This window comes from Idiomarina aquatica, assembly GCF_004362895.1.
In the GTDB taxonomy this organism is placed as follows: domain Bacteria; phylum Pseudomonadota; class Gammaproteobacteria; order Enterobacterales; family Alteromonadaceae; genus Idiomarina.
In genome coordinates this window covers 37,433-60,316 of record NZ_SNXI01000015.1, presented here as the reverse complement: position 1 = coordinate 60,316, position 22,884 = coordinate 37,433, and the positions used below count along the sequence as shown (strand labels likewise).

At 43.4% G+C, this 22,884-nt stretch carries 25 protein-coding genes and 2 pseudogenes; 13 read left to right on the top strand and 14 right to left on the bottom strand.

Annotated features, from left to right (window positions below):
- The 5 genes and pseudogenes from DEU29_RS10570 to DEU29_RS10555 all read left to right on the top strand — a co-directional run bounded on the left by DEU29_RS10570 (position 1) and on the right by DEU29_RS10555 (position 5,267).
- Positions 1-891, top strand: a complete 891-nt coding sequence (locus DEU29_RS10570) for a TniB family NTP-binding protein (RefSeq protein WP_133540323.1) — start codon at positions 1-3, stop codon at positions 889-891.
- Positions 849-1,319: pseudogene (locus DEU29_RS14285) on the top strand (TniQ family protein); the annotation flags it as partial. The gene DEU29_RS10570 and the pseudogene DEU29_RS14285, both read left to right, overlap by 43 nt.
- Positions 1,320-1,421: 102 nt before the next feature.
- Positions 1,422-1,952: a hypothetical protein gene (locus tag DEU29_RS14130; RefSeq protein WP_243734565.1), complete on the top strand. Its 531-nt coding sequence runs from the start codon at positions 1,422-1,424 to the stop codon at positions 1,950-1,952.
- 428 nt (positions 1,953-2,380) lie between these two features.
- Positions 2,381-3,325 carry a hypothetical protein gene (locus DEU29_RS10560; RefSeq protein WP_133540322.1) on the top strand — a complete coding sequence of 315 codons (945 nt, stop codon included), beginning with the start codon at positions 2,381-2,383 and terminating at the stop codon, positions 3,323-3,325.
- Positions 3,326-3,644: 319 nt separating this feature from the next.
- Positions 3,645-5,267, top strand: a complete 1,623-nt coding sequence (locus DEU29_RS10555) for a hypothetical protein (RefSeq protein WP_133540321.1) — start codon at positions 3,645-3,647, stop codon at positions 5,265-5,267.
- Positions 5,268-5,519: 252 nt separating this feature from the next.
- On the opposite strand, the gene DEU29_RS10550 is transcribed toward DEU29_RS10555, so the two are convergent.
- From DEU29_RS10550 to DEU29_RS14000, 3 genes are all read right to left on the bottom strand, one after another.
- A complete protein-coding gene (locus DEU29_RS10550; RefSeq protein ID WP_133540320.1) occupies positions 5,520-7,298 on the bottom strand; it encodes a hypothetical protein in 1,779 nt (592 codons plus the stop codon).
- A 247-nt stretch (positions 7,299-7,545) separates the two neighbouring features.
- Positions 7,546-7,878 (bottom strand): YegP family protein, encoded by a 333-nt coding sequence (locus DEU29_RS10545; protein ID WP_133540319.1) that lies wholly within the window; start codon positions 7,876-7,878, stop codon positions 7,546-7,548.
- Position 7,879: 1 nt separating this feature from the next.
- A complete protein-coding gene (locus DEU29_RS14000) occupies positions 7,880-8,050 on the bottom strand; it encodes a hypothetical protein (RefSeq protein WP_006953910.1) in 171 nt (56 codons plus the stop codon).
- A 254-nt stretch (positions 8,051-8,304) separates the two neighbouring features.
- On the opposite strand from DEU29_RS14000, the gene DEU29_RS10540 reads away from it, so the two are divergent.
- Complete coding sequence (locus tag DEU29_RS10540) at positions 8,305-9,180, top strand: WYL domain-containing protein (protein WP_133540318.1); 876 nt, start codon at positions 8,305-8,307, stop codon at positions 9,178-9,180.
- A 135-nt stretch (positions 9,181-9,315) separates the two neighbouring features.
- On the opposite strand, the gene DEU29_RS10535 is transcribed toward DEU29_RS10540, so the two are convergent.
- From DEU29_RS10535 to DEU29_RS10515, 5 genes are all read right to left on the bottom strand, one after another.
- On the bottom strand, positions 9,316-9,597 hold the full coding sequence (locus tag DEU29_RS10535) for a hypothetical protein (RefSeq protein WP_133540317.1): 282 nt from the start codon (positions 9,595-9,597) through the stop codon (positions 9,316-9,318).
- Positions 9,598-9,865: 268 nt separating this feature from the next.
- The gene (locus DEU29_RS10530) at positions 9,866-10,849 is read right to left on the bottom strand and encodes a GTP pyrophosphokinase (protein ID WP_133540316.1); all 984 of its coding nucleotides are present in this window, start codon (positions 10,847-10,849) and stop codon (positions 9,866-9,868) included.
- Positions 10,846-11,940, bottom strand: coding sequence for a nucleoid-associated protein (locus DEU29_RS10525; RefSeq protein ID WP_133540315.1), 1,095 nt, complete (start codon positions 11,938-11,940; stop codon positions 10,846-10,848). The genes DEU29_RS10530 and DEU29_RS10525 overlap by 4 nt, the downstream gene beginning before the upstream one ends.
- A gap of 304 nt (positions 11,941-12,244) precedes the next feature.
- Positions 12,245-12,904 carry a hypothetical protein gene (locus DEU29_RS10520; RefSeq protein ID WP_133540314.1) on the bottom strand — a complete coding sequence of 220 codons (660 nt, stop codon included), beginning with the start codon at positions 12,902-12,904 and terminating at the stop codon, positions 12,245-12,247.
- On the bottom strand, positions 12,867-13,505 hold the full coding sequence (locus tag DEU29_RS10515; protein WP_133540313.1) for an MT-A70 family methyltransferase: 639 nt from the start codon (positions 13,503-13,505) through the stop codon (positions 12,867-12,869). The genes DEU29_RS10520 and DEU29_RS10515 overlap by 38 nt, the downstream gene beginning before the upstream one ends.
- A 463-nt stretch (positions 13,506-13,968) precedes the next feature.
- On the opposite strand from DEU29_RS10515, the gene DEU29_RS10505 reads away from it, so the two are divergent.
- On the top strand, positions 13,969-14,151 hold the full coding sequence (locus DEU29_RS10505) for an antitoxin Xre/MbcA/ParS toxin-binding domain-containing protein (RefSeq protein WP_166635904.1): 183 nt from the start codon (positions 13,969-13,971) through the stop codon (positions 14,149-14,151).
- 306 nt (positions 14,152-14,457) lie between these two features.
- Here the strand turns inward: DEU29_RS10505 and DEU29_RS10500 are convergent, their stop codons facing one another.
- Both DEU29_RS10500 and DEU29_RS10495 read right to left on the bottom strand, forming a co-directional pair.
- A complete protein-coding gene (locus DEU29_RS10500) occupies positions 14,458-14,811 on the bottom strand; it encodes a hypothetical protein (protein ID WP_133540311.1) in 354 nt (117 codons plus the stop codon).
- Between the two features lie 143 nt (positions 14,812-14,954).
- Positions 14,955-15,140 carry a DUF3892 domain-containing protein gene (locus DEU29_RS10495; RefSeq protein ID WP_208107634.1) on the bottom strand — a complete coding sequence of 62 codons (186 nt, stop codon included), beginning with the start codon at positions 15,138-15,140 and terminating at the stop codon, positions 14,955-14,957.
- A gap of 399 nt (positions 15,141-15,539) precedes the next feature.
- Here DEU29_RS10495 and DEU29_RS10490 point away from each other — a divergent pair, with 399 nt between their 5' ends.
- From DEU29_RS10490 to DEU29_RS14125, 5 genes and pseudogenes are all read left to right on the top strand, one after another.
- Positions 15,540-16,523: a lipase family protein gene (locus DEU29_RS10490; RefSeq protein WP_208107633.1), complete on the top strand. Its 984-nt coding sequence runs from the start codon at positions 15,540-15,542 to the stop codon at positions 16,521-16,523.
- Positions 16,524-16,986: 463 nt separating this feature from the next.
- Positions 16,987-18,180 carry a DUF3800 domain-containing protein gene (locus DEU29_RS10485; protein ID WP_133540309.1) on the top strand — a complete coding sequence of 398 codons (1,194 nt, stop codon included), beginning with the start codon at positions 16,987-16,989 and terminating at the stop codon, positions 18,178-18,180.
- 808 nt (positions 18,181-18,988) lie between these two features.
- Entirely contained in the window at positions 18,989-19,189 is a 201-nt protein-coding gene (locus DEU29_RS10480; protein WP_133540308.1) for a transposase, read from the top strand.
- Positions 19,190-19,248: 59 nt separating this feature from the next.
- Positions 19,249-19,536: pseudogene (locus DEU29_RS14280) on the top strand (IS3 family transposase); the annotation flags it as partial.
- An 81-nt stretch (positions 19,537-19,617) separates the two neighbouring features.
- Positions 19,618-19,872 (top strand): hypothetical protein, encoded by a 255-nt coding sequence (locus DEU29_RS14125; RefSeq protein ID WP_243734564.1) that lies wholly within the window; start codon positions 19,618-19,620, stop codon positions 19,870-19,872.
- Between the two features lie 79 nt (positions 19,873-19,951).
- Here the strand turns inward: DEU29_RS14125 and DEU29_RS10470 are convergent, their stop codons facing one another.
- Positions 19,952-20,362, bottom strand: coding sequence for a hypothetical protein (locus DEU29_RS10470; protein ID WP_133540306.1), 411 nt, complete (start codon positions 20,360-20,362; stop codon positions 19,952-19,954).
- Between the two features lie 184 nt (positions 20,363-20,546).
- Complete coding sequence (locus DEU29_RS10465) at positions 20,547-21,422, bottom strand: ATP-binding protein (RefSeq protein WP_133540305.1); 876 nt, start codon at positions 21,420-21,422, stop codon at positions 20,547-20,549.
- A gap of 157 nt (positions 21,423-21,579) precedes the next feature.
- On the opposite strand from DEU29_RS10465, the gene DEU29_RS10460 reads away from it, so the two are divergent.
- Complete coding sequence (locus DEU29_RS10460) at positions 21,580-21,873, top strand: YebG family protein (protein WP_133540304.1); 294 nt, start codon at positions 21,580-21,582, stop codon at positions 21,871-21,873.
- Positions 21,874-21,882: 9 nt separating this feature from the next.
- Here DEU29_RS10460 and DEU29_RS10455 read toward each other — a convergent pair whose 3' ends face one another.
- Entirely contained in the window at positions 21,883-22,623 is a 741-nt protein-coding gene (locus DEU29_RS10455) for a ferredoxin--NADP reductase (RefSeq protein WP_133540303.1), read from the bottom strand.
- Between the two features lie 5 nt (positions 22,624-22,628).
- Positions 22,629-22,877 (bottom strand): ubiquinone biosynthesis accessory factor UbiK, encoded by a 249-nt coding sequence (gene ubiK / locus DEU29_RS10450; protein WP_133540302.1) that lies wholly within the window; start codon positions 22,875-22,877, stop codon positions 22,629-22,631.
- Positions 22,878-22,884: the final 7 nt, after the last annotated feature.

The following is a 22,884-nucleotide window of genomic DNA, read 5'->3' as shown; positions in this document are numbered from 1 at the left end:
ATGGACCAGTTTAAACACCTACACCCTAAGTTCCGAGAAGTCGCCGCATTGCCCGATGAGCAGCGTAAACAGTTCATCAAACAAAAGCGTTGGATAAATTATCCGGTAGCGACTCGAGCCATCAATATCCTGGCGGAAACCCTTAACTATCCCAAGCAGGCTCGTATGCCCTGGCTATTACTGACGGGGGACTCTAATAATGGTAAAACGTCAATCATAGAGCGTTTTTGCAAGCTTCATGGAGAGGAATATGTTACGGAAGAAGAGGAAATCTTAATTAAACCAGTTGTGGTTATTGAGCAGTCGGGTCCCAGCATTCGAGACTTGTATTACACAATCCTTAAAAACTTTTGGGCGCCGATTGGCCCCAACACTGTCATATCAACCATGAGAAACGAGGCGCTCTCTCACCTTTTACAAAGCAAAACTCAAATGCTGATAATAGATGAGTTTCATACCCTGAATAACGGTACCGCCAGAGCGAAAAACGATGCATTGGCCGAAATCAAACGCATTTCTAACACGCTTCGCATCCCAATAGTCGCAACTGGAATACCGGCGGCTGCGAACATTATTCGTGAAGACTCTCAGATCCAAAGTCGGTTCACCTCGATGCAGTTGCCAAAATGGAGGCTCAATAAGGACTTCCGCTCTTTGCTGAACGCATTTGAAAAAGTTTTGCCCTTACGGGAGCCATCAGAGCTTGCTAGTAAAAAGCTCGCCACCGAGATACATGCAATCTCACAAGGGAATTTAGGTAATATTCATGAATTACTAAAAGTTTGCGCAAATTCAGCTATAACTAAAGGTACCGAAAAAATTGATGTCGACATTGTGGAGTCATTCTCGTGTTACACGCCCACGGACGGGCCAAGGTACATCGAGTTGTAAGAGGTCCCTGGCCTGCTCGCATTAAACCGTTAGAAAACGAAACACTCTCATCGTGGCTTGTAAGGGCAAGCCTCGCTAACTTCTCCTCTCCATCAACCGTTGTAAATTATATCTGGCCGGGTTGGCGCGCATGGACTCGTGATATTGATAGGGAGCTCACACCAGACCAATTAAAAGCACTTCAGCAAGTCTCGTCACTGAGTGAGAGCGAAATAGACAGCATGCTGCTTAAGCCTGTGATTATGCGCGTTAATCAAGACACTAAGCTAAATAGAACTAACACATGGCCTTGGGTGATACAGCGAAGTACGCGTAATAAAAACACCATCCGGTCTACTCAATTCTGCCCCTTGTGCCTTATGGAAGATGTTAAGCCCTACCTAAGGCGGCAATGGCGAATATCGTTTATTACCATTTGCACAAAACACCGTATCAATCTGCACGATAGCTGTCCGCATTGCGGCGCGTCAGTTGAAGTACATAAACTCACTCGAGGCAAACTGAAACAGTGTGCGCATTGCCGATGGGATATGAGTGACATCAAACCGGCATCGGCTAATAACGAACTGGCATCCGTTACCGGTATGCTTGAGAAACAAGCCTTTAGCGAGCAGGACTATTCGCCAACGCATTTCCAACGGCTTCGCTATTTAATTTCACTTGTGAGGAGACTCTCAGCAAAGCAGTCCATCCCTCAGAGCGCGGCGACCTTATTCCAGTGTAATGAAGAGCGTTTTTACGCCTTTGCGGATTTCTCATCATTGGCATTCGATTGGCTAACAACGGACGATAGACGCAGCTTACTGGAAACCGTAGCCCCATTAATGTCGATGGGAACCGCGCAATTCGCCCTGTCATTGTTGGAGTCTGACATACCATTATCACTTCTGAATAATTGTGCTGATACGATACCGGAAGAGTTACAGCAATACTTACCAGAAAAGCGATGTTTCGATGCGCGAGCTCGCAACGAAACCCAAAATCCAGTTAAAAAGTTACCATCAAGACGAGCCATTGAAAGACGGTGGCAGGCGTTTCTTGTTAAACACGGCATCGACTGATGGGTAAGCAAAAACAGTGTGAACAATGCCTACAATACGCCGATAAGTTTGGACGTAAATACCGCGGAAAGCGATACTGTATGGATTGTTACCTATATTTCTTTGTTAAACGCGCGTGTTCACACTGCGGTGAATTAAAACGCATACACAGGGATGAGAAAAAGCCGCTGTGTTATCGATGCTACTCAGCAATAACCCCTTGTGTGCGCTGTCACCGCGTCGGCCGGCCAGTCGGCCGTATCGAGTCGTTTGGTCTATTGTGTAATTCATGCGCTAACGTCGTATTAAAGCCATATAGAAAATGCTCGATGTGTGGCAAGTCGTCTCGACTATCAATCGATAAGAAAAACGGTACCAATAAACCGATATGCCAATCATGTCGTTACAAAATGTACGCGAAGTGTCCTCAATGTGGAATAAAAGCGGCATTGTATAAAACGAGTGATGGTCGCGACCTGTGTTATCGTTGCGTGAACGGCATCCACTATTACTGCTCAAAATGCGGAGCCGAAACCTACCGTAGCAATAAAACACTTTGCCAGCGTTGCCAGGCTTGCAACCGGAATGACAAAAGGACTATTTTCAACGCTGAATTGCTCGGAAATAGTGATATCAGGGCAATGTTTGTAGACTATGTGGCTTGGCTGACAGTGAATGTTGGTCCGGCTAAAGCCGCTTCAGTGCAGAACAGCTATTTTGATTTTTTTGAAGCACTTCAAACAGCACCTGATGATTGGGAGCGTAATGTCGAATTCCTTACGGGTTTAGACGGCGGGCATTTTCGAAAATCGTCGCTCCTCAAGCGTTATCTGGACTCCCTCGGTATCAATTGTGACCCTTCTACCCTAAAAGCAGCCATGGACTTGCGGACTATCCATAAGAACATCAGTACAGTGTTAACACTATGCCCATTAGGTCACCAGTTTATAATCACTGAGTTTTTTAATGAGCGCATAGCGGGGTATAAGAAGCACCGCATCAAACTGCAAACCATAAGAGTCGAATCGTCTTCGATAAAGCGGCTTTATGAGCACTGGGCTCAATCCAATGACCTAAACACTGCAATCCGGCAGCTCGCCGCTGAAACACCCGGGACCAGATGCAGCCTGACTAAATATATCAATTTTGCCACACCAACGATTCAACTCACTTGGCCGTCTGTTGAAGCCAGCACAGAGTATCGACTGGCTTATTTAACTAATAAATACCGATATGGCGGGTTAACTAACGCCGAGCTGCAAGACTATGTGAAGTGCTTTTTGTTTCATTTTTATGGGGTCTCTGTCACTACTGGGGCGTTTTCAATAGCGAGTTCAAACAGTGACATAACAGCACTCTTCAACCATCAAAAGCTCTGGATTGCTAAACCTTAAACAGAGAAAGTATTTTACTCATTTTCGACTAATAGCGACTCCGGCTTTCCCGGCGAGTGACATGAGGCCTAACATTTTGCATGGAGTACTTTCGTTAGCAGTAATTGCGGCAATCTGATACGCCAATAAAATTTCACACACTCTCTCTGCAGAAGAGCTGCGCTATCTGTATGCTCGCATTCTACTTAGGTTTGCTTTTTCGTTGATTGAAAAATAAACTGCATGAAAGCCTGACCATTCTGGCGAATTACTATGTTGAGTGCAGACCCTTCTGGAAAGTTAATGGAAACGCAAAAGTAAAAATAGAAAAGGAATTTCTATGAGTATTATCGTGGCTCTTGAGTCAGGAAAACACACGATAACCTCAATTGAGGATGTACCCAGCGGACTTGCTTGTAATTGCATTTGCCCGTCTTGTCATGCGGTCCTGGTTGCTAAAAAAGGCTCCGAAAAACGGCACCACTTTGCACATCATGAAGCCGATGAATATACCCACTGCCGGGAAACAGCTCTTCATCTGGCTGCTAAACAGTTTTTCCTTAACAATGATTCTACATATCTCCCGCCTGTTGAGTGTCAGTCCACTTCGTTGAAAACGATATTAAATGAGCCCTACACGTATGAGTATTCATTTTTTAACGATATGAGAGATATTCAGATCGTCGAAGAAGAGGTTTGGCTAAATGAATATGTTTACCGCCCAGACATACGATGTGAAGTCGATATTTATGGCTTATGGGAGCCTTTGCTTATAGAAATTGCGGTGACTCATAAGGTTGACGATGACAAGATGGAGAAAATAAAGTCAAGTGACTATTCTGCCATAGAAATTGATTTAGCCAGTCTGCTAAAGCAACCGAAAGTGAGTGTTGATGAACTTAAACAAGCTTTATATCAACCCGAACGCATCAAGTGGTTAAACAAGAGCTCACGCCTATTGGACTATCTAAACTCAATTGTCTGCAGTAAAAACTCTGCCTTGGTCGACGAACGTAACGATATAATACGGAACTGGCATAAGCAGATTTCGAATCAACTCTTATCCAGCGGTAAAGTGAACCTACCCCGGTACAAGTTCCCTCAGCATATTTTGGCTACAACCATTAAATTAAAAGATGGTAACGATTACCCAATAGATAAGCCACAAGCGCCGATTATCGGTGGCGAGTTCGACTTGCATGGAGTCAGTGAAATAGCGGATAGTCGATTCGACCTGGTGCTCGGCTACAATGGGAAGACTTATAGACTTCCAGTCGCGTTGCAGATTGGCGAGGGACCTGTAAAAGATTTAGGAAAGTCATACCTCGCTCTTAATGATGTGTCATTACCTGATCCTCGTGTATTCGTCGCAAGATTGCGCTGGGGTCGTTCTGAACGAGCGGAACAACACATAAAAGAGGTAAAGAACGCGCAAGAACTTGTACGTTTCACAAAAGGCGCGCAAATCAAACGTGATATAACGAATAAGCTGAAGCGGTTTGAGCAATTGCAGATAAACCCGGACATGGCAAGATCCCCAAACTTGGCTACCATTGAAAAATACTATGATCAATTCGTTGAGGAGTTAGGTTGGCTAAATATTGATGCGCTTCGATACACCTGCGAAATAAATGGTGGTTGGATCTTTGGTTGTCCACAACGGTACTGGCAAGTTATCGCCTTACGAAGCATTTGTTATTTGAGTGGTAAAGGTATTGCCGTGCCAATTTTGAGTCAACAGTTAAAGCGCAGCTTCGGTATTGATGTCATTGAACCAGTGAGAAGCCTTCAATTTATGGATACAGGTAAAGCGGTGCCAAACGGCTGGGGGGTTCTCAATTCGTATTTAAAGTTCCTAGATCGATGCAACGTACTGAGACGCGGATATAAAGAATTCGAAAAGATCATTATTCATGGCTCAGATTACCAAGACAAAGTATTTGAGCTGAAAAACGAAAGCTGAAATCAAGCCTCAGGTCAGCAAGCGCTATTGACTCCAATACCAATGATAAGGTTCACCCTTTTCTGCTGACACAGCAAGCACTAGCGTTACTTTTGATGAATAGTCTGCGAACACTGCTCAACCTACTGAATATTCCCATTTGACCATCCTAAAAATCATTTCAGAATCGGGAACACAGCGAAGATGACGATACTAGCATCCGCAACTCAGAATACCTTTTCTCCTGTCTGCACAATGCAGCTCTCTTTTATCTCATGATATGTCCCCCTCACCAAGTTTCAAACTTAATCCTAATTTTCTACATATTTGTTTTGCTACAGTGACGGACTCAGCTCCATGAGACACCGTGCTGAACAGGAAAGGGGCGTTAATGTTTCGCCATACTCCTTTCTTGTCAATTAGGGCTTTTTCGATTAAAGGCAGTTTTTCTAATAGTTCTTGGTCTGAGCTAAAACTTAATATTCCTGTTCTGAACCGGTTGTTCTTAAATCGCTCTAACGCAACGAAATAAAACACCATGCCCTTAGCTCTTAAACGCAAAACCACATACTTCCGTTTTGGGCACTTATGTGGCTCGTCGTGTCTATCAGCCAACCGTTTGTTTAAGCACCAGTTATTTACACCCTGAAAGTGATGAAATGACAAGTCTAGGAGGTCGTGTTGGGTCCAACCAAGAGAATCATTTAACGTGTGAACTTGCGCATTGACGCTTTGTTCTCGCTGGATCATAGCTAACGCTTTAGAAATCAGGTTTATTGCGTACAGCGCCTCGCGGCTTTCCTCTTCTGATAATTGCTTGTTTGGGTTGTCTTGCTGTTTATCGCGGTCAACATCAACTTTTCCGGCGTTAGATTTAGCGGAGTTCATATCACTAGGAGATACAGTGTTTAGTTCTTTTGGCTCAGTTTTTCCAGAGCCTTTATCATTTTCAGTTTTCTTTGGCCGTGGTTTCTCTATATCTGGTTCGCCCCACATTTCAGCACTACCGGAGAAAAGCTTTGTCGAGCGAGAACGTGAATTTGACTTTCCTTTGCCGGAGGTTTTCGGTTTCTTATCGGTATTGTATAAGGGCAGATTTACTGTTCCAGAGCCGCTTTCTGGCTCCTGGGCTTGCGCGTTTCGATTTTCTCTCACTAAGTAAAAACTTGGAAGTTGAGGGTATTTAAATTTGTTAATTCGTAACGCCAAAAAGCGCTTTCCAGGCTCTAGCCATAGGCCTGTAACGTGCCATTGGTGATTTCCTTCGAACCAAGGCCGGATTGATAGGTATCTATCACCGCCTTCGGCTTTCCTGGTAAGCTGACTAGATAAGTAATTTACTGACTTTTGAAGCGATTCGAATTCCTTCAAGCCGAACACTAACGGAACGTCAGCATCAAGGACTTTTGTTTTTACACCAATTTGATACTGCTCAGCCCGCGGCGGATTCTCGAATTCATTGATGTCGTAATCTTTAAACTCAAGCAGTTTTAATGCCTTGTCGCTATAGTAGTTAAACAATGTCTTCCGCATGAACTGTCCGTGACCGTATAGCGCGTCAAATACTGTAAGACAGTTTACTATCAACTCAACCCCTTGATTTGTGCGCACAGGAAAGTATTTTGTTCTTTTTAGTTGCGAGGGGATTGGGTACTGTTTGGGAGAAATTGCATATAATGGATCGTCGTGAATTGCGCCAGAACTTCTATTCAATGCTCGTTTAAGCTCAATATCTTTGCTATGCGCAGTAATGTAGTGAATGTCTTTTAGTTGATGAAGATCGAAATCCAGAGTCATATCAACCAGGTCATCCCGTTCGCCTACTAAAAGACCATTTTTCCAAACACTGCCGCGCAAAAGATAAGCTGTATAGGACTTAGCTATTTGCCTAATAGCTACCTTGTCCGAACCAAGTTCACGAAATGCTATATCCACTAAGGGTTCGTCTTGAGCATCGTTATTCCAACGAACAGCTCCGTGTTCAATTACAACCCAATGGTTACCGTCGTCCGGTAGTTCACTAAAACGTATTTCGTCTAAAGCGTTAGTCATTTTTAATCATCTAATTATCTGGCATAAGAATACCGGGCAGTGCTTTTTTGGCAGCCACTGATTGAGTTGCGCACGGAGCTAGGACTAACTCACACAGACAACAATGGGAGACTGGATCCGCCCAATTCTTTCTAGACAATTTTACGAAAGAAGTTCAATCAATTTATGCACACCTGAACACGCGTCCCGGAATGTCTGACTTATAAAGTTGAGAAGAGGCTCTGTTTTAGAGCCTCACATTTGAGTACTAAGTCAAATCGATAATCGGAGCAACAGGACCATTCGCTTTAACCGATGCGATCCCTTTGTCTCTGGCTTGGACTGTCGTGTACATTTGACTCATGCCTATAATTTCCCAGTTACCACTTTTGAGAACAAAATAGTACTTGTCATTTGATGAGATCCGTTTCTCATAACGATTGTCATGCGGGCTATTGGCTCTGACCGAACTTATACCGTTCTCAGCTCCTTGCTTGGCAACATAACCTTCGCTACGAAGAATGGTTTCGCCGTTTGCGGCGATGAGTCGAAAATAAAACTGTTCATCAATGCCTTCAAATAATTCATACCGTGCTGCCATGTTATTTCTCCTTTCTCACGCCTTTAAAAGGCGTTCCATCAGACTTAACATCCATGAAGCGACCGGTAACGGCATCTCGCTTAACCCAATGACCGCTTGGGGTTTCTGTTTGAGAACGTTGGCGCACTGCGCCGCGACGTTGGTTATCACCAACAGGGGGATTGGTAGCCATAGTAGGCCTCCTCAACTAGTTCAAATGTAAAAAAATTTGACACTAACCAGGAGTTAATAGAAACTTATGTCGCCAAACAGTAGTTCCATTAGCTCTGGTTAATGAACTCAGAAAAGAAGCTGCCGCTCAAACATAGTGGTGGCTTTTTTTCTGCAATTACGATAATACTAGTCAATCTGATGACGTCAAGCATTTTGATCTGTTTTTTAGATCTTTTTTGATCGCACTGATCGACTATATAGATTGGAGCACTTATGGCTACTAAGATTACCGGATATCAAACAGAATTATTAGCTCACATTGAGTTTATCGGTCGATTCTATGGAGTCGTATCTCGAGCTGATCTAATGCAGAGGTTCGATATAAGTGAGGCAAGCGCCACTCGCACATTCCAGCGTTACAATTCGATAGCTCCTGATAATTTGATTTACAAACCGAATATCAGACGCTATGAGTGGCAGGACAATGCATCGCCTGTTATCGAAGTATCTATCAATAAATGTCTGAGCACACTAACAGATGGTTTCGGCGACAGTTTTGCACGCACAACAGATAAACCATTTGCGGTCAAAAACAGTTTATTTCATGTAAATCTGGATATTTTAGCCGGCATTACACGAGCTATAAAACGAAAATACCCAATAGCCATTAACTATCTATCCAAGTCATCCCCACAAGGCGCTAAAAGACAAATTGTTCCTCATTCGATTGCAGATAGCGGACTCCGTTGGCACGTGAGAGGCTTCGATCGTAAACACAACGAATTTCGTGATTTCGTCATTAACCGAGTGAACTCATTGGATCCTTGCAAGGGTGATGGAATTTTTCCTCATGAGCAACGAGCAGCTGATGATGCATGGAACACCATAGTCGAACTTGAGATACAACCGCACCCTCGGTTGAGCAATATTGCCCCTATGATTGAGTTCGAGTACCAAATGAACTCTGGTATCCTTAAGAAACAAGTGAGAGCAGCTTTAGCCGGATATTTATTAGATAGCTGGAATATTGATGCCTCGACGGATGCGTCACTTTTAGGTGACCATATAATGCTGCACCTAAAGAATACCGAAAACGTTCAGTTTCCAGGTAAACGGTTGGCGCCCGGTATATGTGACGATAGTATTTAATTGGCAGTTCCCTAACAGTGAGGAGTCCAGTGAGTTCATTGCCATCTAATCCCAACGACTCCATCGATGGATGAAATACTTAGGCAGCTACGAATTTAGTAAGCATCAGTAAACCGCAAAAACTTTGCTTACTCCTCACCTTTGCCAGTATTGCCTTATAAAGCCACTGACTTCGTCACTAAGGTTATACCAGTTTGCGTTGTTATTAGTAGTATCAATCACTATCAGTTGGTCATTCCTATCCATCTTTCCCCATACCAAGTCGGCCGCCTGAGCTGCCGAATAATTGGAGTTCACATACCATAACGATTTATGGACCTTTGCCCAATTTCCCAAGCTTTGAATTCTGCTAATCACCGCATCGTAATCTTGTCCTGGGCTATTTAAGTCATACGAAATCATCAAGTTATTTGCCATAACCAATTTTCCTTCTTAACAGTTAATAATCTTCATCAATAAGTGATAGCTTTTCGACTTCGGGGCTCGCAACGCCAAAGCTTAAACTTAATGGAAAGGTCCTTAATTTGTCAGTTCGGTACAAACCATGTGCACCTTGTTCATCATGTGCATTGGATTTGTGTAATTCGATATTATGCTTAGTGACCGTCTTTAAGACTTGCCTTGCACCGCGTTCGCGGACCGGGAGCAATTAGCCGGTCGAGAGTAAATGATTGGATAAAAACACTTAGCCGTCTGAAGTACTAACACCTAGGTCGTTGGCTAACGGGACTAGCAACTGCCTATCCAGTGGCCAGTTGTTAAGTAGCGTTCGTCTCTTACGCTTAAGCATCCAATAAATAAATAGGACCGTACTTTGTTTATAAACTGCACTTTCTGTGTATTTTGATTGAATAATTTCAGGAACGATAGGGTTACTCTTAACAAAGTACTCAATTTTTTCTATGAGTTCATCATCAACTAACTCTTGGAACTCATCCAGAATCGTCAAAATTGACTTTTGGGTTTCCGCCTTTATGCCGGTAAAACTGTAGTACAACGCGTCAAGTTTAGAAATAATATCTAATTTATCTATTGGACCTTGGTTTAGCTGTTGAGTTACTTCACTGAAAAAATCATCAGTAGTTTCAATAAGAGCCATGCTCTTAGCGACTGTACGATGCACCCTAGGCTCTATCGCAGTTTTTGCCTTGTAAATTGCATCATGAGTTAGTTCAGCGTGAGCATGCTGGAGAAGCGTTCTAATTTGAACTTCGCACGGAACATCTTTTGGTATAACAATTTCATCATATGTGAATCGCTTTTGGGGACGTAAAACAAAGTGAACTGACTGATAAGTGAACAACAACGGGGACCTTTCCTTGTCCTCATGAAAGTGTTTGCACGCATCAAACGTCCATAGCGGTGATGACTTTATTATGTCGCAGATAAGCTCAATGTCTTCAATGACAAGAACTACGAATCGGGCACCTACTTTATCTTCAATATCGTTGTAGGGATCTTTATAATCTTTACCAGCTCGGTAAAATGCCTTATCAATTAGCGACTTCCGATCTTTCAAACGGTGCTTAGCTGGCAGCTTTAGGAAAGTGCTTAAATTTTTCCTGTTTTCCTCAATACTTTTGCAGATCTCCTGAACAACAAAGCGTCCCCAAGCATCATAAACAGGCTTATCTTCCACCCACTTTGCTTCGAACTCTGCTTCCGTCATTCCTGCGTCACTATTTTATCTTTGATAATTACTTTGGTCCATTCCGTTGCCATCCCCGACTCATCTGAGTCTCCCTCGATTGTTGAAATATTTATGAGCTCTTTAAAAGAGTCTGAAGGCGCGGAAATTTTGACATTTTTGCTGAAGCGTACCTTTCTAAATTTCAGGTTGCTCGAGATGTGCTCAATGTCCTTAGTAAATGACGTCGTCGGTATACCGGCACTTTCCATATGTTCAGAAAACGCATCCTGAATTTCAGTTTCAAAATACTTCTCAGCAAAGTCATCGGTACTAATGGACGACGAGGTATCAACCTTCAGATATGTTGTAAGAGCATTGATGTAATCACTTTTTTTTGACTCTGGAGCATCAAGGCCAGAAATAAAGTCTTTAGCAGACTCATAGAACTGCTTAGTGGTTCTAGCACTTGTTTGTGGGTACCCACAACCAAGGAAGTCAGCATAAAAATACCTAGCAGCAGCTTTACCGCCTGCTTTGTTAATCTGTGAGTCTGACACCATCACAGTCCATTTTTCATTTAAATCGCTACATGGCGAACTATATGAGGCTTTCTCAAAAAAGCCCGCAGTTTTATAAAGCTTTGAGCTAGGTGTTAACAGGACCTCTTCAACGTACTTCAGCGAGATTTCACCTGTAGAGTCATCAATTTCTTTTTCGTACGCACTATGAGTTTCAGCTTTGATTATACCTAAGAATTTTTTCGCCGGATGACCTTGAGTTCCAGTAAATACCACAACAATTCCACCAGGTATCGACTTCATCTGCTGGGCGTCAGTAAGCAATGTCGCAAAGTCGTAGGATGAAACTGCGAAAGTGTCATCGCTCTCGTCTATAACTCTATCCACAATCTGAGGTAGATTAGCAGGTTCTTGGTGCACAATTTCCATTTGCACGGCACGTGAACCTTCACCTAATGCTTCAATCACTCGTTGCTTAAATGTTTCCATTGCATCGCTTGAGAACCTGGTAAACTCATGGCTACGCATTGCAGCTTTTTTCTGTCCTTCAGTGTCTCTTTGATAAACCTGATGGATGATTATTCGGTCAATATTGAGGTTTAATAGCTGCATTACGCCACCTTATTAAAGTTTTCCCTGTAAATTAAGAAGAAAGCATTTGATAATGTCTTCAAAATCCGTACCGAGTGTAGTGGTCAACTTGTTTTTTTTAGTGAACTTAGTGTAAATAACTATTATGAAATGTCCATGCTTTGGCGGCTGTCGACAAGGTCAGTGATCGTAGTTGAGCCATTCCCACATTATGGCGACACTCCTTTACTGCTTCCATCTCTTGGAACGGTGCTCTGTGACATCCAAGCAATAGTTACCAACTCAGATAATACTAAAACGACTTAGCCGCTAAGCGCTTGAGAGGCTAATCAAGCAAGCCTAACAATTGTTCTGCAAAGTTGTATCGTGAATAGACTTCTGGTGAATCGTCGGTAAACACAACATAGTGCTCGTCAGTGCCTCGAATATTTTTAACTTCGTACAAATATTCTTTCTCGGGTCTCGGCTTTATGAAAACAAACTTTTCACTTGGCTCGGCATAATGCAAAACTATCCAAACATTTTCTTCGGGATGATGCTGACAATATGATAACTTGTCTGGGCGTACCCAGTAGTCACTGCCTCGCATCACTTTTGTTCCAGAAACCTCTACCAACATTATCACGTTGCTATTAAACGTAACTTCTAGATCTGGCTTTCCTTGCTCTTCGGGGTGCTCCCGAATTAATTCATTACTATCCGCTCCAAATCCTGTCACTGTAACTTTAATCTCAGGCGAAATATCGTGTAGTAAATCTGTGACAGCCTTTAAGCGAACCTTTTCTTCTTCCCAAGAATTCTGATACTGATTCTTAAAGTGAAAGCTTTCCATTTCTTTCAGTTTGTCGCAACTAATTTCCATTCCTTCCCTCAAGTTCATTCCTTTGAAGGTTCTCTCCCGAATAGAAACACAAAACTCTCCATCAACGTACACCCAATACTTCTCTCTATCTTGCTTGTGCAATATTTTCGAAATTTGTGCCATGAGTAGCTATCTTCCTTTTAATTACTCTTTTTGCATTAACATCGAGGGAGCCATACTCATTTCCCCAACCGTCAAAACCTTCCCTTATTTGTCTTGCAAATACATCTAGTTTATCACCAGAGAATAACTGATTTACTTTCTGATAAAAAGAGTCAGGCTTGGCTGAATGAATAGTCGGCGACTCAGTAAAACACGTTTTCATTTTACCAAGACTACTTTTTTCAAACTCTGCCTTTCCTCGGTAGCCAAAAAGAACATGTTCCGTAGTTATTTGGTATGGTCCAAAAGGACAAGGTCCTGTCTTTTTATCCCACGTCACCATGGTGTAAAAAGTGAACCCCCAAGATTCCATGAGATCGAAGGCCATTTTTAAAATCGGCTCTTTAGTCTTCCGATCTTTGCTGTTGGTCGCCCAAAGCCACAGAAAACTCTGATCTTCAGCCCAATCCGATATAGGTAGTTGCATCAATTCATCCTTAGACATCGTCGCGTAGTCTAGCTTCGTTTGTTGATTCGGACGAACCGCACGTTTACCCGTTTTGCCTTGATTCCAAGGTGGATCAACCACCAATACTTTGTATTTCTTACTCGGGTGTTCCATCTTCTACTCCACTAATCGCTACAATTTAATATTAGAGGCTACTGCCGAACCGTTCAGACCCGACTTTTCCCCTTACTTTATTAGGTCTACAGCCAACTTTCTCTATTACAGACGTATAATCCAAGCCATGTTCCGCCATTTCTCCAATTAAGGCAGCAACAATTGCCCAGTGATCAGGCACAACCCCACCTTTCGCGTAATTTGATAGCGAGTTGGGATGCAGCTTCACGAGTTGGGAGAACTCTCGACCCGTTATTCCAGCTTTGCCTAGTTGGCGTTTGAATTCGCGGTAAATCATTAAACTATAATAACACATAAATTTATGTGTTAACATCATTAATTTATGTGTTATAAATTGAATTATGGAGTCTGTATACCCTAGGGGAAAAGGCCGACGGTCCCAAATTATTTAGGCTGGACAGAAACGATTACCAACGCAAAAACTGAAATGATAGGGGGCTTTTTGAATCTTTGGTTTGAGCTAAAACGCTTCTTTGAAGATGATTTGCAATTGCTAATCGAGTGGCTGGAAACGCCAATCCCCGTGCTTGACGGTGAGGCACCGGTAACGTTCATCAATACGTTTATTGGACGTAACAAAATCAGGGAAATCGCGCTAGAAATGCAATACGGTGAATTTTGTTAGCTTGCTGTTTAAGTGACACTGTACGTTACACTTTGATTCAGATGTTCCCTTCAATAATCTTAGGGTTAGCTGATTCATAAGAGCAACCATTCGTATTATGACTAAACGTATACAGCGCTTTACTGTCTAAAGCTGTGCTTTATACCCTTTAGTTTTTATGCCGTGAGGGCATTTATTCAGCCAGATCGTTCATGCGTTAGGTGCTGAACACTCTTTAACGAAATGGATAATTGTCATAGCAACCGGAGCCCTTCGGAATTGTTGTTTCCGCAGGCCTGGCTAGGCAACCAGTGTAGCCGGAGCCTTTCAGCTATGCAGCATCATGCCTCGTTCGGAATGAATAATTCCATGAGTCATAGACAGTGTTGATAAAAGCTTGTGAAACAAGAAGTGAAACCCGATAACAAGTGCAAACTGTTCATTTTTCTGATAATGCTCCCGCATACACGATACTGCAGACAAATAATCAACTTTCTCTGAGTGCGGCAACCGATTGAATTGTTCCAGTGACGTTTGCTGTTTTTGGAAAACAGATTTTGCGAACTCAATTGCTTGCTCAACTTCTACCCGCTCAGCATCATCAAGAGCATGTATTTTACTAGTGATTTCGTCTATCGATAGCGTCTCTGCGTATACCTCGTCACTCAAATCCTTGAGCATACAACCTCCTTTTATTTAGCGTCCTTTCCACCATAACCATTAGGCCTGAGTATTCCGGCAATAGGTGTCAGCTTGTTAATACTCAGTTTGCATTAGTTTTTGTGTGCCATTGCAAAAGGGTGGCGAAGCCACCCTCATGAAACTCAGCAATTTGGTAAGTTATCCAAGTTATTACCGCTGTTGCTATCCGCTTCAGTGGTTAAATACTTTTTCCCGCCACGAGATTTTACTTTAACCGCGACTTCCTGGGTGCCGACTTCTTTCACATAATATTCATGAATGCCACGTTCTATGTCATTAATGGCATCAACTTTTTTCGAGGAGACCATGTTTGCCACTCATTACATAGTGCCGTGATATCACCGTCATCGTCTTTCCTTGTCGCCTTAACTTATCGTTTTGCCATTTTCTTCTCCTTATTGAGTTGGTCAAAACTTAAGCTAGTATTTAATTGGACTTAATCAACCAGGCAACAAGTTTTTTGGAAATAACGTTGTTTTTAACACGTATCGGCGCTACTTGACGTCAATTAATGTGTTCATCACTCCGCAATAATATCAGGATGTGACTAAGCCTGACTTTTCTCCGTAAAGTGGAATTCCTCAAGAATAATGTTAACCTAAAAATAACATAATTTGATTATTTACATTATACCTATGTCAGCTCCAATAATAAAAACCAGTACAGAGCTTAACCAAGCTAAAACGCTTCTAGGCAAAAGTGTTCCAATGCACCGAAAAGCATATAGTGACCGAACCGCATGGTTAATGGCCTGTTTTGCCGAATTGGCGTACATGAAGTTTAACCCACCCATTATAAATCCCCGCCTGGGAAACTCGATCGAAAGAATGCTGGACAAGAGCATTCAGGATACGCGGAAGCTGAAAACGGTAGTTCAGTTAGCTATTGATAACTTTGCGTATGACCATGAAGAGGAAAAACGGCTGCTCGAGGAGCAATTAGCGATGCTCGAAGCTGAGCTCATAAAGACATTTAATGCCGGTGAAAGCCAGGCAGTACTTATCAAAACCAATCAATTTCTGGTTCTATCCTTCAGAGGTACAGAGCCGACCCAGCTAAAAGACATAAAAACCGATGCTCGAGCAAACTTAACCAAATGCGTTACCGAGGGAAAGGCCCACTCCGGCTTTCACGATGCCTTTAATTTAATCGAGCTGGACATCAATCAATCACTTAGCGAGTTCCCTGAGCTGCCTTTGTTCATTACCGGTCACTCTCTTGGCGGTGCGTTGGCAACAATCGCAGCAAAAAGAATAACCCATACCGGCGGTAATGCAGCCTGTTACACCTACGGTGCACCCCGAGTGTCCGACGACCACTGGTTAATGACGATGAAGACGCCCATATACCGTGTTGTAAACTCTTCTGATGGAGTAACCATGGTTCCACCGCCAGGCTTTACTATCACTGCAATATCCTGGCTAGTTGGATTTATTCCAGCTGTGGGTGATAAGTGGAAATCCTTTTTACGCGAAAAGTTCGGCGGTTACCTGCATGGCGGTGACATGCGATTTTTAACAGACGTTAAAAGCGGCGAGTACTCAAAGGCAAGATTACTGACTCACGTTGATATTTTTTATCGTTTAAAAGGTTGGTTCAGAAAACAATTTACGTTTAAGAAATTTGGCTCTGACCACAGCATGTCAGTTTATCGGGCTAAGCTGGCTTTTATTGCACTTCGACGGAATTAATTTTTAGATCTCTATCCCGTTTATGCTAAGTTGAGAATAGTGTTATTAAGCGTTTCTAAAATCCTTGGTAAGGACGTCGCATGAAAAAACGAAATAGTGAACACGTTATTAATTACAACCTCGGAATCACTGGAACGTCGACTGTGGTTGCATTGTTTAAGTCCCTAACTCAGTCAAAAGCTCTAGTTACAATGTTCGCTCTAGGCTTGATCGCCGTAATTAGCTTCCTATCTTTTCTTATGAACAGTTAGAAAAGGGGCTTCCCAAGGTCTTCGTTTACTTTCGCGCGATTGGCTTTTTACTGCCTCAGCCTATGGAAAGTCACTGTCAGATGCGGGCGATAAGCAGAGTGTTTATTATTTTGAATTTTTGTATGCTAGTCATTCACGGTAGACTCCAAATTAATAGGTAAAGTAAGGGCTGGACTTCGCTGAAGCTAGGTCTGCACCGGATTTAAAATACTATGTACTTCCACATTGACGAATCTGGCAACACTGGAAACAATCTTTTCGACGCTAATCAGCCTGTGCTGAGCTATGGAGTGCTTTCATGCCGGACAAATGTGGACGCGTTGTGTTACGCACTTCACAAACAGATTTTGGAACTGATCGATGACGATCAGATCCATGCGAATGTCCTGGGGGTAGGTGGGCTCGTGCGTATTGCCCCACTGCTAATGCAAATCCAAAGTAAGATGAAGTTTGATTTTGACTACTATTTCATTCATAAGCCTACGTTTGCGCTCGTAACATTCTTCGACGCGGTATTCGATGCCGGTTTAAATGAAGCTGTTAAGTGGGAATGGTATTGGACTCCGCTTCGGTATCTTCTGATCCGGAACTTGACTCAACTAATTGATGCGAAGTTACTCATGGAGTCGTGGCGACTCTGTACAGTTAAAAAAGTCGAGAAGCACGACCAAGATATCGTGGCCTTGTTTGTGGCAATCAGAGAGACCGCGACACAGGTAGCGATAGACGAACGAGCGAAAGAAGTTATCATTGATGCCCTAGATTACGGTATCGAAAACCCACTAAAACTTGACTTCGGGTGTCCTGACGAGAAAATGCTTTCACCAAATGCTATTGCATTTCAATTCGTCGCATCTTCAATTGCAAGAAGAGTGCGTAAGAAAAAACGAAAGCGTGCTTCTTCGATTCTCGTCGACAGACAGTCCCAGTTCAATAAGGCGCAAGCTGAAACTCACAAGATTCAGGGCTTGATAACCGAAGGTATCCGCAAAGCTCCTCAAAGAGAGAGAGAGCGATATCTAAGACAGCCACTGTTTGCGACCTTTGACCACGACCAAATTGTTCAAAGAGGATTGGTTGACAACGAACTCACTATCTCGAGTAGTGCTGAGTCTATCGGGCTGCAAATCGTTGATGTTTATCTGTGGATGACGAACAAGGTTTTGAACGGTGAGGAATTGCCAGATGAGTTAAAGGCACTATCTTCGATGTTTCTGGGAAGAACCTCAATCGACGGAATATTTATGGAAGGCATGTGGAAACGGTTGCGTCAATTTGAAAGCTTATTACCCGAGTTTGGCGAACTAACCGAAGAGCAGCACAGAATGAATAGAGAGCAAGTCGATGCGCATCGTGAAAAAGTTCGCAAACTCAAACAGAACCCGGCGCATAAAAAGTCATTATAACGGAAATGTACTCCATTACCCGCTTTTTGTTACTTCAAAATTAGGGGGAACGTCACTGTGAGCGAGCAGCGGACCGTTCTCATTTTCAGCCTACTTCAACTCCTGACTCGCCCTTCCGTTATTCGTAAGAGTAAATAATGATAGCGGTGCGCAGCTGATTCTTATCTGCATCAATGCGCGTTTTATTGTTGTATTGTGTATTTGACTTGCATAACCTCAGTAAGGTTACAAAAATCAAACATTAGATTTTGAATATTAGATACGTTATAAAGATTATGCTCTAACTATGCGAACAAATTCCGAGTCTTCCAACCTCGAAATGTTCTATAAATCAGCAACCTAAGAATTTAGGACTATCAATTGAACGAATTTTGAAGAGCGCATGCTCAGTACACAATTGTTATAACTTCATGAGGCTCTAGAAATGAAAATTAGTAATGCAATCATTTTTTTATCATCTGTAATAACTATCATTGTTACAACCACCATGTTTCAGATATTTGTGCCAATGATAAATGATGGTGGTGAGTGCGGCCCATCCGAATATTACCCTTACATGGAGGTTTGCGATAGTCTTATAGGCTTCCATATACCGACTTGGTGGAGTATAACTTCTGAAACCCATATGCCAGTATCTATTTTTTTTGGGCTCTTGTGTGGTTCGATTGTAGCTGTCTATTTGCTTTTAAAGTCTCAGAAACCTAGTCAACTTAACAAAGATAATAGTTAAACTACTGACGGTCCCCAAGAAAAAGATCCACAAGGGCGATGAATTTGGGCATGATAAAGATCTTGAGAGGGTCATGCCATGAAATCAAAACGTTTTTCTGTTGAGCAGATTGTATCTGCTATAAAAAAACACGAAGCTGGATTATCTATTGCTGAAATCGCTCACAAAATGGGGATTGCCGAGGGTACCTTCTACGCTTGGAAAAAGAAATACTCAGGGCTTGAGTCTGGCCAGGTCCGTGAGCTCAAGCAGCTACGAGAAGAGAACGAGAAGCTCTAACGGATTGTTGCCAATCTAACCCTCGATAAGGTTATGTTGCAGGACCTTAATACCCGAAAGTGGTAAGCGTACCGCAGCGTCGTAAGGCGGTGCGCCATTTAATAACTCTATACAGTATTAGCGAGCGAAGAGCATGTGCATTAACAGGTCTAAGCCGCACGGCCTGTCGTTACAAGCCACGCTCGGAGCCCCAGGAAGCGTTTCGGCAGAAGATCGTAGCGATAGCCAGAACCCGCGTGCGATACGGTTATATGCGCATTCATGTAATGCTAAAACGTGAAGGCATTCACGTGAATAAGAAGCGTGTCCATCGTTTGTACTGTTTGGAAAGACTCCAACTGCGTCCTAAACGTCCGCGGCGCAATGTCAGTGGAGCACACCGAAAACGCGACTACATTCGAAGTACAAGGCCGAATGAGGCTTGGGCGATGGACTTTGTAGCCGACCAGCTTTCTAGCGGGAACAAGTTTCGTATTTTGACGGTTGTTGATACCTTCACACGCGAGTGTTTAGCAGCGGATATTGGCATTCTGATATCCTTCTTCGATATTGCTAAGAATGCCATTTACACAGATATTTTTACACTCTCTGGATTGGAGGTAGCGCTTTCAGCGCCACCTCTTATTCATATTCAGTCGTTTCACTCTGTCATTTCCAGCCTCGTCCGCAGCCCCTGTTGTTAAAGGATTAAAACCACACGATATGGCTGAACGCTTGCCATTGAAAATTCTAATCTATTGTGGGGATTTGACATTTGGGGCGTCATTCTTTGCTAATGGTCAAAGTCAGTTCACAATCGAGAGAAAACTTGCGCTCAATCATTATATCTTCACCGCTCCACGGCTGACTAATACGGACATTGCCACAACTAGGTGAACTCCATACACCCCAAACGCGATCCTCTTGCGTAATGTAGAGCGCGAAACTGAGGTTGTTTGCAGTACCGGCCGAAGACATACTAAATTTGATAGGCACCTTCTTGCCGTCAATAGTAGCGCTGGCTTTCTTCCGTCTCGCTTCGCCAGGCACCCAATCGGCTTGACTCGCCTCTACAGTTCCGCTTTTTGACGTTACTAAATACTTAATGTTGTATCGGTTTATATCTGAGGCTGAAGCCCCAAGAGACGCGATTAGAGCAACACTAACGATGGATAGTGATTTCATTACTTTCATATTAAAGTCCTTTTTAAAGTTATCTCTTCGAAAACCTATTATTTGGCATCACAACGTCATTATAGAGAACAAATCTTGTTTTATCTTCTCCCGCTGAGAAGCGGCCCCAAAAAGGGTTTAAAGCAAGAATCATTAAATCAATTATTCCCTTTAAAAAATTCTCATCTATTGTGGGAATTTCTCATTAATTATGGGAATTGACAGAGCCTCCTCCCACAAGCGCAGCTGCAGAACACGAATGATGAGGGGCACGAAATTCACGTACCCGCCAATCTTCGACGCTACCCGCTCGTTGCGCAATAGAGCGAATTGATGCGAGTTCGAGCGCCTGCTGTTCTGTTAAGCCGGGCATTAGGCTCATCAACCGTTGTGCCAACATTGTTTTGCCTGTACCGGGCGGCCCCACAAAAAGAATATGATGACGGCCCGCGGCGGCCAGCAACAGTGCGCGTTTAGCCTGCTCCTGCCCCATAACTTCAGCTATGTCACCATAGTGCGTTGTCTCCGTTTTTTGCCAATCAACGGGACACGCTTTTCGTAGTTCATTATGTTGGTGCAGGTGCTCAAAAATACTGACTAAATCAGGAACTAAGAACGAGGTTTGGTTTTTTATTAGCGACGCATCAGGTTCATTTTTTAACGGTATCACAGCGGTTCGCTTAGCAGTGCGGCAAGCCAATAACGACGGTACCAGACCCGCTACGGGCAGAAGCTCGGCATTTAACGCCAACTCACCATAAAACTCGGTGTCTCGAATGGCGCTATCGGGGATTTGGCCTGACGCAACTAAAATACCAATTGCGATAGCGAGTTCATAGCGAGCTCCCTGTTTCGGAATATCCGCCGGTGATAAGTTGACCGTGATTTTTGTTGCCGCCGGGAACTCCAGACCTGCGTTCAACAAGGCGGCTTTTACCCTATCTTTAGCCTCCCGAATAGTAGCGGTTGGCAAACCCACAATTGCAAACCCGGGTAACCCACGCGCTAAATCGACTTCCACCCTTATTTCCGGTGCATCAATGCCGAGGCTTGCCCGGGTAAACACCGTTGCTAAGGCCATAATCATCTCCCAAAACAGCGGAGTATAGTCATCATCCTTATTTAGCCCAGAGTAAAACCACTGATCCTGATGTAATCAGGTATAGACCACAAAGGTTGCAACCATTAACAAATAACTGTAAAAATAAACAGTATTATGCCACCGACGAGGAATAACCATGCCTGTAGTAACTCAGTACGTTGTTGTGCGAGACGGAGAAGAGAAAATGACCTTTAATAGTAAAGCGGAAGCAGATGCCCACGACAAAATGCTGGATATGGTGGACGAGTTGGTACCCTTACTAAAACGCAGCGACACCATTGACGATGAGCAAAAGCTAGAAGATTTGGCATTTTTTCTGGCGCGTGAGCGTGAACAGGTTGTTATCGCTCTGGGGGCCAAAAGACCGGCTAAGAAAAAATCTCCTAAGCCGGCCAGTAAAAAAGCTGACGAGGATCCATCCACTGCTTAATTGACGCTTTTACCAGTAGTTTTCTGAGGTCACATTACCTGGTTTACGGCGCGTATTCTTTTGCAAGCCTTTATCGGCGAGAACCTGTCGACACTCGCTGATCATGTCAGGGTTACCACACAACATAACCTGACTATTAATCGATAATTGCGTTGCTAATGCCGCTTCCAGCGCCCCGCTTTCCAATAGCTGTGGTATGCGTTCGGTTAGAGCACCGGGGATAGTTTCCCGGGTAACCACCGGCTGATAACGTAATTGTTCAGGATATTGACGCTGCCATTGCTGAATTTGGTCTTGATAGACTAAGTCTTCCGCTACTCTTACACCATGAACCAAGTTAATCTGCTTAAATCGCTGCCATGGCTTTTCAGTATGCAGCATCGACAAAAACGGCCCGATACCTGTGCCGGTAGACAATAACCATAAATCATCCCCATCAGGGACTTCATCTAGAGTAAAAAAGCCACTTGCAGGCTGGGTAATATTAATCGAGTCACCCGGCTTTAATGCGTTTAGTTGAGGGCTCACCATGCCGCCATCAACGTGTGCTATGACAAAGTCAGTAACGGTCGCGCCCGGCGCACTAGCGAGTGAATAGGCTCGCAGTGACTTTAAGTCAGCGCCCGGCAGACCGATACGCACGAACTGACCCGCTTTAAAGTCAAAAGGCTCAGCGATCACGCGTAAACTGAACACACTCTCGCTCCAGCGGTAGTTCTCCACCACTTTTGCACTAATAAACTGCACCACGCAAACTAGTCCTTATGGTTCGATGAATTTTGCTCTGCTAGCTGTGCTTCTAGCTGCTCGACCCGCTCCCGCAGGCGTAAAAGCATCTGCTGTTGCACGTCCATCTCTTCGCGCGTGACTAAATCGAGCTTAGATAATTGTTGCTGCAGCGTTTGTTTTACGCGCTGCTCAACATTACCCGCCATTTCTTTTACGCCTGCCGGCATACTCTCACTAATTTGCTTTGCAATGTTTTCGATGGTTTTATTGTCCATTGTCTTT